The 11,786-nt window shown below is 43.9% G+C and carries 11 protein-coding genes and 1 pseudogene; 4 read left to right on the top strand and 8 right to left on the bottom strand.

The window, feature by feature from the left end; translation table 11 throughout:
* Nucleotides 1–140: 140 nt before the first annotated feature.
* Nucleotides 141–1,424: a flotillin family protein gene (locus IQ234_RS17170; protein WP_193957969.1), complete on the bottom strand. Its 1,284-nt coding sequence runs from the start codon at nucleotides 1,422–1,424 to the stop codon at nucleotides 141–143.
* Nucleotides 1,425–1,778: 354 nt separating this feature from the next.
* Here IQ234_RS17170 and IQ234_RS21330 point away from each other — a divergent pair.
* Nucleotides 1,779–1,865, top strand: a pseudogene (locus IQ234_RS21330) (PEP-CTERM sorting domain-containing protein); the annotation flags it as partial.
* 61 nt (nucleotides 1,866–1,926) lie between these two features.
* Here the strand turns inward: IQ234_RS21330 and IQ234_RS17165 are convergent.
* Nucleotides 1,927–2,742 carry a Uma2 family endonuclease gene (locus tag IQ234_RS17165; RefSeq protein ID WP_002766025.1) on the bottom strand — a complete coding sequence of 272 codons (816 nt, stop codon included), beginning with the start codon at nucleotides 2,740–2,742 and terminating at the stop codon, nucleotides 1,927–1,929.
* Nucleotides 2,743–2,844: 102 nt separating this feature from the next.
* Between IQ234_RS17165 and IQ234_RS17160 the strand changes: the two genes are divergently transcribed.
* Nucleotides 2,845–4,359, top strand: a complete 1,515-nt coding sequence (locus IQ234_RS17160) for a SagB/ThcOx family dehydrogenase (protein ID WP_193957968.1) — start codon at nucleotides 2,845–2,847, stop codon at nucleotides 4,357–4,359.
* Between the two features lie 81 nt (nucleotides 4,360–4,440).
* On the opposite strand, the gene dndE is transcribed toward IQ234_RS17160, so the two are convergent.
* From dndE to IQ234_RS17140, 5 genes are all read right to left on the bottom strand, one after another.
* Nucleotides 4,441–4,839, bottom strand: coding sequence for a DNA sulfur modification protein DndE (dndE, locus tag IQ234_RS17155; RefSeq protein ID WP_193957967.1), 399 nt, complete (start codon nucleotides 4,837–4,839; stop codon nucleotides 4,441–4,443).
* 124 nt (nucleotides 4,840–4,963) lie between these two features.
* Entirely contained in the window at nucleotides 4,964–5,092 is a 129-nt protein-coding gene (locus tag IQ234_RS21650) for a hypothetical protein (protein WP_265578485.1), read from the bottom strand.
* Between the two features lie 4 nt (nucleotides 5,093–5,096).
* A complete protein-coding gene (gene dndD / locus IQ234_RS17150) occupies nucleotides 5,097–7,082 on the bottom strand; it encodes a DNA sulfur modification protein DndD (protein ID WP_193957966.1) in 1,986 nt (661 codons plus the stop codon).
* Between the two features lie 165 nt (nucleotides 7,083–7,247).
* On the bottom strand, nucleotides 7,248–8,888 hold the full coding sequence (locus IQ234_RS17145) for a vanadium-dependent haloperoxidase (protein ID WP_193957965.1): 1,641 nt from the start codon (nucleotides 8,886–8,888) through the stop codon (nucleotides 7,248–7,250).
* Nucleotides 8,889–8,977: 89 nt separating this feature from the next.
* Nucleotides 8,978–9,649, bottom strand: coding sequence for a hypothetical protein (locus IQ234_RS17140; protein ID WP_193957964.1), 672 nt, complete (start codon nucleotides 9,647–9,649; stop codon nucleotides 8,978–8,980).
* A gap of 508 nt (nucleotides 9,650–10,157) precedes the next feature.
* Here IQ234_RS17140 and IQ234_RS17135 point away from each other — a divergent pair.
* Both IQ234_RS17135 and IQ234_RS17130 read left to right on the top strand, forming a co-directional pair.
* Nucleotides 10,158–10,433, top strand: coding sequence for a MoaD/ThiS family protein (locus tag IQ234_RS17135; RefSeq protein WP_002740056.1), 276 nt, complete (start codon nucleotides 10,158–10,160; stop codon nucleotides 10,431–10,433).
* A 273-nt stretch (nucleotides 10,434–10,706) separates the two neighbouring features.
* Nucleotides 10,707–11,582 carry a hypothetical protein gene (locus IQ234_RS17130; protein WP_193957963.1) on the top strand — a complete coding sequence of 292 codons (876 nt, stop codon included), beginning with the start codon at nucleotides 10,707–10,709 and terminating at the stop codon, nucleotides 11,580–11,582.
* A gap of 102 nt (nucleotides 11,583–11,684) precedes the next feature.
* Here IQ234_RS17130 and IQ234_RS17125 read toward each other — a convergent pair.
* A partial coding sequence (locus tag IQ234_RS17125; RefSeq protein WP_193957962.1) for a transposase occupies nucleotides 11,685–11,786 on the bottom strand: 102 nt, incomplete at its 5' end.

The raw sequence follows: 11,786 nt of genomic DNA, 5'->3' as shown, positions 1-11,786 counted from the left end.
GGTGTGGGGTGTGGGGTGTGGGGAGAATAAATAAAAATAATCTCCTGACTCCTGTCTCCTGTCTCCTGACTCCTGACTCCTGTCTCCTGACTCCTGTCTCCTGACTCCTGTCTCCTGTCTCCTGACTCCCGATCACTGATTCAGGAGGGCAATTGTTTAAAATCAAAATTTGTCTCTTTTCCCTTGACAGATGGCTCGGTTTGTGCTATGCGATTAGCCATTTGTACCAGATCCACTCCGGTAGCTTGACGCAATTGTTCAGCAAAGGCAGTCATTTTCGGGACAAGATTACCATCACCCCCGTCCACTACCGTCACCGTTTGCACCTGCACTTCTGGCACACTGGCGGCCATTAATTTGAGCAATAACTCCAATTTTTGGTATAAAAAGATGTTTTTAGCGTTATTTCCCGCTCCTTGCCAAGAGGCCGCCAGTTTTTTGGTTCCTTCCGCTTGCGCTTTCCCCTGTTCGATAATTTTGGCTGCTTCCCCCCGGGCTTTTGCGATCGCTTGTTGACATTCCGCTGCAGCCGGGGCGATCACATCTGCTTGTAATTGCTGTTTCACCTGCTTAATTCGGGCAGTTTGTACCGCCACTTCTGCCTGTACTTTAGCTAAATCGGACATAACCACCGATTCTACCTCAGCAATCATGGCTCCGCGCTTAGTTTGAGTGTCGCGCACCCGTTTTTCTGCGTCAGCTTTGGCTATTTCTAAATCTTTTTGGATACGACGCAAAGCGGTTAGGCGTAGATTCTCGGAATCCTTGATAATCGATGTTTTTCGGGCTTTTGCTTCGGCTATCCGGGCATCTCTCTGTAATTCGGCTTTTTGCTTCCGTCCGATCGAATCCAGATAACGCACCTCATCGGAAATATTCTGGATCTGCAAACTATCCAAAACTAAACCCAATTTTTCCAGATCCTGTTCCGCTTCTTCTAGGAGACTTTTAGCGAAAGCAATCTGATCGGAGTTCGCTTGTTCTGGGGTTAAATTCGCCAAGACACCGCGCAAATTGCCTTCGAGGGTTTCTTTAGCCAATTGTTCAATTTCCTTGCGTTTCTTGCCCAATAAACGCTCGATCGCATTATGAATAATCGGTTCTTCCCCGGCGATTTTAATATTCGCCACCCCAGTGACGATCAACGGCACACCGCCCTTAGAATAGGCATTAACCACCCTGAGATCGATGATCATGTTGGTCAAGTCCATTCGATACACTTGTTCTAGCATCGGTAAACGAATACTGCTGCCCCCTTTTACCAAACGATAACCGATGGTTTTGCCCGTGGCCGTGGGACGACGACTACCGGCAAAAATTAAGACTTCACTCGGTTGACAGATGTGGTAATAGTTACGGATGACTAATAAACCCGCACCTGTCCCTAAACCGAAAACTCCCAGTAAAACAGCGATAATTTCCATAGATTTTATTACGGTCGATGCTCAGATCAAATTAACTAAATTGTATCCGTCAATTTCCAAACTTGACAGACCAGTAAGCTAAACGGCGCTTAACCTGCATGATCCAATAGCCATAACCCTTTTGGAGTCTATATCGGTGATCCGAAGTAAAAGCCGTTTAGCTTAGTCTAGTAGGGTGTAGGTACATCGAAAATTAAAATAAGTAATGATAGAGTAAAATCCTCTAGTTTTATCTTGACTTCAATCAAATTGCTTCTAAAATCTACACATAACTTTATTCGTAGAGCAAATTATTCGATGTATGAATAATCTCAAAAAATCTCTCGGCATTTGTTGACCGTCGCTTCTTCTGCTGTGGGTGTCCCCGAACCTACGAGTGTTCTTGGTTGTATCACACTAGGGGGTTTAATGCTAGGGGGTGCTGTCCGCAAAGCGAGAAAATCATGTCCCGGAGAGAGGAGGCGCGGGTTTCCTCTCTCTTTTTTGGGAGGTTTTCGAGCCTTCAGGTTTCAGGATCTATCCCTAATTCCCGCAATCGTGCCGCTAGTTGTTCTGCTCGTTGTTTAGCCGCAGAAGCCTCTTGTTTAGCCGCAGAAGCCTCTTGTTTAGCCGCAGAAGCCTCTTGTTTAGCCGCAATTAACTCCTCATCGGCAAGAGGAATCAACTCTCCCTCCAGCGTCAACCAGCGCAACCATAGCCGCTCAATCCCCCGATAGGAACCTTGCCACAAACCCAAGCTCAATTCCAGTGGAGGAATCGGTAAGCGTCCCTGCACTAAAGCTACGGGTTGGTAATAACCACCTACCAGTTCAAACGCTTGAAGTTGGTTAGTATAGCGACTGAAAACCACATAGTAGGGAATCCGCAGAATCTGTTCATAAACTGTCCACTTAGTTGGCGGTTCCCCGGGTTGGCGTAGTTCTTGTCCTAAATCTTGATTTTCCGTACCTGGAGACAATAATTCCACCACAATCGTCGGGGAAACCCCTTCCTGCCAAATCACATAGCTTAAGCGCAGGTCATGGCCATCGTAGAGACGAGGAACACCAACCACCCCAAACCAATCGGGACGCTTGTACCATTGAGGGTGTCTGACATTGTAGTAAAGGTTAAGGTCAGCGGCGCTAAAAACTAGGTCTGGTTCCCAGTTGGGAGGCTGGAAAGTCAGCAGTAATAACTGAGGTTGTAATAGGTGAAATTCGTCAGGCAAACCGGGTTCCAGTGGATTGTCGCTAGGTAAATCGTACATCGTCGGCAAGGATTGCCGGGGGGAAAGGGGAGGGTCAGATTGGGGAATGGTGAAGCTAGGTGTCGTCATAATTTTATTTTAGAAAACGGGTTTCTTTCATAAATCCGTTTTCTAAATAGAGGTGGGAGTATGTCAAACTAAAAAGTAAAGCTTAGACAGCCTATCTTTATCATGCCAGATCAGCCAATCTCGATCGCCCAATACTACCACGAGCGGACCAAATACGACCCCCAGACGATCGCTTCAAAAAGTAAAGGTCTTGATTGGAGTCAACAACCCTATCCCTTCAAAGAATACAAAATCGGTCAGACTTTCGATCTCAAACCCTACCTCTCCCGTCAAACAGTTCCCCAAAAAGGAGACTTTTGGCGACGTATATCGCGAATTTTGGGCTGTAGCTATGGTTTAACTGCCAAAATCGCCACTATGGGTAGTCCCTTGTACCTGCGTTCCGCACCCTCTGCTGGTGGATTATACCCCGCCGAGGTCTATCTGATCTCCCGTGGCACGGAATTTTTACCCGCCGGTCTCTACAGTTATCAAGGTCAAAGTCACTCGCTGCTTTTATTCTGGGAAAGTGATGTCTGGACGAACCTACAATCTGCTTGTTTCTGGAATCCTGTTTTAGAAAATACCGATATCGCTTTAGTTACCAGTGCCATTTTTTATCGATCCGCTTGGCGCTACGAAGATCGAGCTTATCGGCGTATTTTCCTGGATACAGGGCATTTATTGGGCAATATTGAGCTATCAGCCTCGATTAATGACTATCGCGCTCATTTAATCGGTGGTTTTAACGATAGTCAGATGAATGAATTGCTTTATCTTGATTCCGAGAAAGAAAGTGTCATGACGGTGATTCCTTTGGCAGATCTGCTCAATATCCGGCAAAATCTCCCCCCTAGTACCACGGCACTCCCTTCGGCAACCACGACTCTTTATCCCAAAATTGCCGAGGGGGAATTATTAAACTCTCTACACCGAGCGACTATCATAGCTACAGATGAGAAGATAGAAGCAAATATTACCCCCTCTAATTGGGAAGATAAATATAATTTTCCTTTTTGTCTAAAAGTTTCCGTGACATCCCGTCCCGTCAATTGGGGGGAAGATTTAATCGATCTGGAAAGTACGATGCTTAAACGCAGATCTACCCGCGCTTATAGTGGTGCTAGTCTCAGTTTAGACGAATTGCGGGCTTTGCTGCATTTTACCTATCAACCCCAAGATTATGCCGACCAAAATCTCGATCCCAATCCCGATTATTTTGATCTAGATTTATTGGAAACTTTTATCGCTGTTTCGGCAGTAACCGGATTAGAGGAAGGCTGTTATTATTATGCTCCTAAAGCCCAAGAATTGCGGCAAATTCGCTTTAAAAATTTCCGACAAGAGTTACATTATCTCTGTTTAGGTCAGGATTTGGGACGGGATGCGGCTGCTGTGGTTTTTCATACGGCGGATCTGTCAAAAGCAGTGGCTAAATACGGCGATCGAGTCTATCGTTATCTTCATGCAGATGCGGGTCATTTGGGACAGAGATTAAATTTAGCGGCTATTCATCTGGGATTAGGGGTTAGTGGTATCGGTGGTTTTTTTGATGATCAAGTTAATGAAGTGTTAGGAATTCCCTCCGATGAAGCAGTTATCTATATCACTACTTTAGGCCGATCGAAGGTTTTTTAAGGTGATTTTGAACCATTATAAGGATTAAGTACAAACCACAGAGACACAAAGAACACAGAGAGGAAGATAGATGATTATTGTTTAAGATTCTCTAAGATTTTCTCTCTCTAATTCGATTAAATTATCGATTTTTTTTAGCTTGGCATCCCCAGCAAGATAACCGATCCCGCGATGTAAATGTAAGCGAAATTGTTGAATTAGAGTTTCTTTATCGGTTCCTAATCCGTCTTGATGACAACGTTGTTTGAGGGCAATTAAGAAAATATCGGCCATTTCTCCCCCGAATACTTTCCAAGATAATTCTACATTGCTATCGGCAGGAATGGGAACGGGAGAGGGGAGACTCGGTTCAGCAAGGGAACGACAAAAAGCCCAACGACAGAGGATATTCCATTGGTCAATTTTGGTGTAGCGTTTTAATTTTATTAGGCTATCTTTGGCGGTTTGAGATAGTCGAAAACGTTCGATCGGTGATTCCATAATCTATAATTTTACCTCGCTCTGACTGATGATAAAATAGTTAGTCATTCTCAATCCTGTTTAATAGGATAATGGGAAGTGGAGAGTTTTTTCAGTGATCAGTAATCAGTGATCACTGAACTGATTACTGATTCAAGTCTGTCTCAAACCAATCCGCTGCCGCTAAACTATTTTTTAAGTTCTTGTAGGAGTGACTGGTTGGTGGGTGTTGAGTTAATCGGGTGAGAATTTTTGGGGAATTTATCTCAGTCATAATCTTACCAAAAGTAACGGTCTGGGTGAATAGTGGTTTGACGTTGTTGGGAATTGTATTCTAGCAGGTATTTTCTGGCGATTACTTCCTGTTCTTCTAATAAGAGTAGCTCATTTTGTCCAATTTCTGTATCGGTAGAAAGGAGGATGACTTGAGAGGAAGCAGCGGGAAAATAACGTTCAACTAAATTATGGCGATGGGAAGAATCTAAACGTCCGAGGGGTGTATCGATAGCGATAGGTAAATCTCGTCCGGAGACTCGCGCTAATCCCCACAAAAAAGCGATCGCTAATAGTTGTTTTTCTCCGGCAGAAAGACGGTGTTTAGGCACATTTTGTCCATCGGGACCAAAGAGAGATAGACCAAAAGTATCAGCATCGATCGCTATTTTCTGAACTAGATCGGACTTATGCAATAAATAACGAAAACATTCCGCCACTTCTCCCTCTAATCTATTTAATTTTTTTAAAGTTAAGCGTTCTTTAAATACTTTTAAAGTTTGCTGTGCTTTGACAATAGCATTGACGATATGTTCGTTACTTTGCGATTCTAAAGCTTTCTCACTATAAACAAACAATTCTTTTTTCGTTTTCTCAATTTTCTTTTTTACTTCCTCATAATTTTTGTGGCTTTGCTCGTATTCTCCTTGAGCATTTAGATACTTTTTCTGAGCGGTTTTTAAGTTATTACTCAGGGTTTCATATTCTTCGGGAGAGGCTGCTACTGCTAATTCTCGCTCTAAATTATCTAGGTCAGCTTCCAGATTTCTTAATTGTTCTATTGCTTGATGAGCGAGGTTAATTTGTGCCGGTAATTGATGGGTTAAGACTCGGTTTAATAACTCGATCGCCTCCTCGTCTAAATCTAAGTAAGAAGTAATCAAAGAATCGCTATCCTCAGCTAAAAACTGATTTTCTTGCCGTAAAAACTCCCTAATATTCTCTAATTGTTCTAAAGTTAAATTCAGTTGTTTTAAATAAGCCAGTAACTTTTTATCTCTGGATTCTAAAACCGATTGAGCGACCTTAGCTGATTGAAATTGTAGCTCTTTTTCTCCCTGAATTTTAGCCGCTTCCAGGAGAGGAAAAATTAACTTTAATGGTAATAATTCCCCCGCTAATTGACCTAAATATTCCCTCTGTTTATCTAACTTTTTATCTAAATCCTTTTTTCTACTCTCTAATTGACTTCTTTCGGCGGCAATTTTGCCACCATCAATGCGAAATTTATCCGAGACTGCATCAAAATCATTTCTAACCACATCTAAATTTTTTTGTTGAGTTTCCATCTCTTGCCGAGCCAATTCTAAATCTTCTTGGTACTGGGCTAATTTTTTCTCGATCGCTTCAATAGTTACCAGTTCATTTTCTGCTGCTAATAACCGGCGCTTGCGACTAGCTAAAATATCCAGATCAACGGCTAATCTTTCCGCTAATTCTAACCCTAATAAAGTCTGCATCGAATCCTTAACACTGTCAGGAGGTACATCCTGTTCTGCCAATTCTTTTACCTGTTCCCCATCAAATAAAAACAGGTTAGAAATACCCAAAGGTAATAGAGTTTCAATATATTCATCCCAAGTATTAGCTAAGGCAGGATCGGGCCAATCTTCATCTAAAATACCGAGGGTATCCTTACCATCTTTAGGCTGTTTTGTCCAGTATCTAACGATACGATATTGTCGCCATTGTTCGTTAACTAGATGTTCAAAAGCCAGTTCTATTCTCGCTTGATCGATGAGGGAAGCTTGATTATTAACTGCTTGACTAAGAAACTCGGCATAACTTAAATTATTGCGAGTAGAACACTTTGCCCGCGCACCGTACAAAGCCAAACGAATCGCATCCATTAAAGTAGTTTTACCGCCCCCATTCATGCCTCCTAAAAGGATAATCGGACAGGGATTATTATCTTTTTCAGGACGTAAATTAATCACTTGACGACCAGCGTAGGGTCCGAAATTTTGCAAAACTAATTCAGTAAAAATCATTAACAGTCAGGGGTGAGGAGCGGTAATTTCTATCCTAGACAAGTATAACAAGCGATCGGAGCTAATCTCCCTATTTTCGGCTTGTGGGATCGGCAGACTAGGGAGAAAGTAAAATAGAGACGTTGGGGGCAACGTCTCTAGGAGATTTAGCAAAAGGTCTAATTTTTATTTAATTTTGCTTTTTATCAGGCGTGTTAGGGAGAAAATACCGCCTAGGGTCAAGAGGGCGAGAACATTATCCGCTTCTGGAGTAGTAACGCCACCGTTGATAAAAAATTGAGAGCGGTTCCAAACACTTCCCCCCACCCTGCGACCTAAAATTCTGCCTTGAATATCGCCGTCGAGGAAGTGAATACCGCCATAACGACGGGAAATACCAGCTTCACCCGCCGCTTCTGAGAAAGTATCCCAAAAGAGAGTTACCGGACTACCCGGAGTGGTACCCGGTTCAAAAGCTGAAGTACCGGGGGCAAAGGTGACAGAACCACCAAAGTCATCGCTACCAGTGAAAAGACGCAGGATTTCCGCCCCAGCGGCACTAAAAGCACTATGGCCAGAGGTATATTCGGCAAAGGGTGGCGAAGGCGCTCCAAAGGGATTCTGGTAGGTGAGAAATTGGGTAGCGGGAATAGTAATCGTTCCTAAACCGGGACCGCCCCAAGCGTTAATTTCAAAGACTCCATCGCCGTTACTGTCAGTCCCGATTAAACCCAAGCGACCTAACTCGCGAATCACGCGCACGGGACGGGCAGAATTATAGGATAGTTTCGCTTCCCAGGTGGCAATCCCCGCGTCCATAACCGCGTTACCGAGGGCGAAGAATAACTGCACATCTTCGTCGAGAGTATTATTATCCCGCTGGGAGATATCTTGCCCGAACTCCATCCATGTACCCGGAGGGAAGGGGGTTCCAGGTCCATCTTCCCAAAATTCGGCGATTAGTTTCTGTTCGTCGGTGAGATTGGCACTGAATGCCACCACATCAACCGCCTGCTGGATGAAAGCGGGATTGATATCTACTCCCACTAATGCAGCACTAATAGGAACCACTGTACCATCAGCCCGGGTGATTGTTCCCGCCTGTAAATCCGCCGAAGCGTTGGGATCTGACAGAAAAGGAGGGATGATTTCAGGGGGACGATATTGTGCATTATTGGTTAAAGAGAAGGATTGCACCGTTCCCCAGTGGGGGGTGAGATATCTCTGTAGGGGTGAACCAGAATCGATGGGAACACTCTCCGGAGTCCAGAGTTCGATATCGACCACTTGAGTGGGAGTGTTGGGGGTGCTGTAACCGATGGTATCAACGTAACCGTTTAACTGATTGGAACCGTCATTGCGACGAGCATTCATCAGCGTGGCGGCGATGGTGTTACCGATTCCGGCTGCCGTAGTGGTATCGGTGCTGGTATTGTTGGGGTCGTAACCGAGACTATTCATCCGAGCAGTCAAATTAGCCGTTTGTGTGGGTAGCAGTTCCGTTAACACCCGATAGGCGGCAAAACTAATCGCTTCCTCTTTATTGGCTTGAGTATTTTCGCTCGTAGGACGTTGTAAAGTATCTCCCAGAACGGTACTAATGGGGGTAGCTTCGTAGGCTGACCAAGCATCGTACATAGCAGTGCCAAGGATGCCATAGAGCCGAGAAGCTACCGTTGGTCCCTGGGGTTGATTTCTAACACCTTGAGTGGCGGCACCAATCCAATCACTGGCCACCGTGACCGCTTGAGCAGATGATACTGGCAGCAAGGCAGTGGAAGCAATCCCTAAAGGAAAAAGGGTTAAAGAGAGTATTTTTTTGTACATGACCAGCAAATGGCAATAAATGGGCGGAAAGCGGGGAAAAACGGACTAAGAGAAGGATTATCCCTCAGATAATTTCAATTCAGGCCAGCTTAGTTTTTGCGTCTTTGGAATCTCGATAAAATTCCCAGGGTTCCCAAGACAACTAACCCCACGGAAACGGAAGGTTCAGGAACAGGGGTTGAAAAAACCGCTAACTGCTCATCACGACAGGGAAAAAGACCATCCCCTGGGGTAAGGGTACAGCCACCATTAAAGGTGGTTAACTGTGCTTGTAACAGTGCGGGGTCGCTACTAGCTGGTCCATGGTCGCGAACTACGTTCCACACTTCTGCTGTCAAGGGATTGAATAACCCATTACCAAATAACACTTGATTAGGATTAGGCAGTTGACCGATACCGACTTGAGCAGAGAAATTACCCAGTCCATTTGAACCAATTACTTCTCCATCGGCAAAAAATACCGAAGCATTGACAGTAGGATTGGAGAAGTCGTCTTCACCACAACCCCCGACGCAAAACTCAGGGTTATTGAAGATAACCCACCACATGGTATAGGCGGCCCCAGGGGATAAATTGCTAGTGGACACGGTACTTGCAATTCCCGTCGCCGTTCTAGTTAGGGTTCCCGTGGAACCAGCAACGGTGCCGCTATTAACCAAGTCTAAAAGAGATACGTTTTGAACGAGAGCCGCTTGCGCTGGGGAGGTAGCGACAAATGCGCCTAGTAAAGCGATGGTAGAAACTGTTAATTTTTTGCTCATTTTGGGCTTTGAATTTGTACTATATCAGTTGATTAGCAGCAGAACTTTTGCTGAAGCATCAGCGTAGCTACTCCCAAAGACAGATGACTAACTTTTCCGATCAGTGTAAGCGCATTTATGCCCAGCGTCAAGTTAAGTTTTGTCAAAAAAATGATCGTACTTTAGGGGGAGGCAAAGCTTAAAAAAGCTTAAAAAAAGTTGAAATGGACAACATTGGCTCGATAAGTTTTCCACAAAATTCTGGTGCTGCCCATTTCCCCTTTTTTTCCTAACCTCTCAGTAGATTACTTCTTTCAAAACTATACCTATCAATCGTTTCGGACTCTTTTAAGTTTTCTATCTTTTTGTTAAGAAATATACACATAATGGACTTAATAAGGGAGAGGGCAGTATCATGACGCAAGATGAAGATAATTGCCAATTCAGGTCTAAATTGGCAAATCAATTTTCACGGAATAAATCTCAAAAAGCTTGTATTCCTGATCAGTAAGACAAGAGGAACACCACAATGACCACCTTAAACATTGCATTTTCTGGAACTCTCCTACGATTTGTGGACTACCAAAAAGAAGTTTCCCTAGAAGCGGAAACCATCTCCAAAGCTTTACGGACTCTCACGGAAAAATATCCCTCTTTAACGGCTTCTCTCTACGATGCGAATGGCGAAGTTCGCAAAGTTCATCGACTCTTTTTAAATGGGGAACAGCTTTTCTCGAATGAATTAGACCGGAGTATTCAAGAAAATGATCGCTTGCAAATTTTAACAGCAATTGCTGGTGGTTAATTAAAAATATGAAGTAATTCCCAGCTTTAACTATCAACAGGGAAGATTAACTGTTTTGTCGGGCAGGTTTATCTACCTAATTACTGACTCTTCTCGACTTTGTGTGTGTGATAAATCAGTGCTTATCATTGGTAGGAGTCTTGCTAGGCAAGCCTTTGAAGACTATATTTTTAGAAAATTATCCCTATTCTTCTTCCTTCCACACAGCAACCAGAAGAGCCAATTACCTAGTCTTATTTTATTGCCACAAAATTTTTAGCTGAGGACGACAAAATGATTAGTACAGTTGCCGCAACTACTCCCACTTTATCTCCACCGAGAACCAGTGAACTTACTCTCGCCGCCTGTCCGACTTTATTCACTCCCTTGCAGATGCACCAGCGAGAACTTTTGCGCTTAGGATTAAATGGTTGGGCGGGATGGTTGCGCGATCACTTGATGAGTATTCAAAAGTTAGTGGAAAACTATCAAACCAGTATGGTAGTTGCCATGGCCCATCTGCGCTACATCAAAAATGTCACTTTTCACGATTGCGAAACGATTCAACTCGTCACCCGTGCCAGTTGCATTAAGGGGGGAGTATTATTAGAAATGCCCTCTAGTATCTTGGCTGATAATCAAGAAGTGGCACAGGTAAAAATCAGTTTACGTCCAGTAACAATCACCGATCAAGTGAGTTTAGGAGCAAAACCGGGGCGATTGCCAGCGGAAGTGATGAATTTATTCTCGGAAGAAGAAATCTCGAAAAATCTCGAACGTCCAGTCCAAAAATTAACCAAACAAATTGAAGAACAAAAACAGGGTGAATTAATCGCAGAAGGTCGTTATCCCTTCCAATTGCACCGCTATGCTCTTGATTTTGCCGATCAATGGGCTTTTATGGAAGCGGCAGCCTACATTAATGCTAGTCGGGAAAAACTCGTTCTTGGCCAAGGTAGCAAACAACCAGATCTGAAAGTGGGTTTCAGTCATCCCCTACAAGAAATAGATATCGAACTGCACAAACCCTATTTTCTCCTTGATGAAGGGGTTGTGGACACGAAAGTCTATCTTTGGCAGCACCGGGTAGTTTTTATCCATCGCTTACTAGGTTACGGCACGGGAGCGGAAGAGAGCTACGCCACGGCGATCGAACAATTTGACCAGTAATCATCTAAAATCTCGCCAAAAACAGCGATCAGTCAATTGAGTACCGATCGCTGAGTAGGGTTTGCGGCAAAAAGATAGCTCTTCGTTACTCTTTATGCTAAATCAACAGACAAGATGCCAAGATAACATACTTCTAACCCAAAAATTCCGAAAGTTTCTAAAGCCATAGGCTCTCCGTTTTATTAGTTTAAGTTTATTGTTGAT

This window comes from Microcystis aeruginosa LEGE 91341 (assembly GCF_015206885.1).
Classification (GTDB): Bacteria; Cyanobacteriota; Cyanobacteriia; order Cyanobacteriales; family Microcystaceae; genus Microcystis; species Microcystis aeruginosa_H.
The sequence above is the reverse complement of the archived record's forward strand: the minus strand, read 5'-3'. Positions and strand labels throughout refer to the sequence as shown.

What these genes read in the sequence shown, in the direction of transcription:
- IQ234_RS17170 (WP_193957969.1), bottom strand. Translation starts at nt 1,424, where the DNA reads ATGGAAATTATCGCTGTTTTACTGGGAGTTTTCGGTTTAGGGACAGGT.
- IQ234_RS17165 (WP_002766025.1), bottom strand. Translation starts at nt 2,742, where the DNA reads ATGACGACACCTAGCTTCACCATTCCCCAATCTGACCCTCCCCTTTCC.
- IQ234_RS17160 (WP_193957968.1), top strand. Translation starts at nt 2,845, where the DNA reads ATGCCAGATCAGCCAATCTCGATCGCCCAATACTACCACGAGCGGACC.
- dndE (WP_193957967.1), bottom strand. Translation starts at nt 4,839, where the DNA reads ATGGAATCACCGATCGAACGTTTTCGACTATCTCAAACCGCCAAAGAT.
- IQ234_RS21650 (WP_265578485.1), bottom strand. Translation starts at nt 5,092, where the DNA reads ATGACTGAGATAAATTCCCCAAAAATTCTCACCCGATTAACTCAACAC.
- dndD (WP_193957966.1), bottom strand. Translation starts at nt 7,082, where the DNA reads ATGATTTTTACTGAATTAGTTTTGCAAAATTTCGGACCCTACGCTGGT.
- IQ234_RS17145 (WP_193957965.1), bottom strand. Translation starts at nt 8,888, where the DNA reads ATGTACAAAAAAATACTCTCTTTAACCCTTTTTCCTTTAGGGATTGCT.
- IQ234_RS17140 (WP_193957964.1), bottom strand. Translation starts at nt 9,649, where the DNA reads ATGAGCAAAAAATTAACAGTTTCTACCATCGCTTTACTAGGCGCATTT.
- IQ234_RS17135 (WP_002740056.1), top strand. Translation starts at nt 10,158, where the DNA reads ATGACCACCTTAAACATTGCATTTTCTGGAACTCTCCTACGATTTGTG.
- IQ234_RS17130 (WP_193957963.1), top strand. Translation starts at nt 10,707, where the DNA reads ATGATTAGTACAGTTGCCGCAACTACTCCCACTTTATCTCCACCGAGA.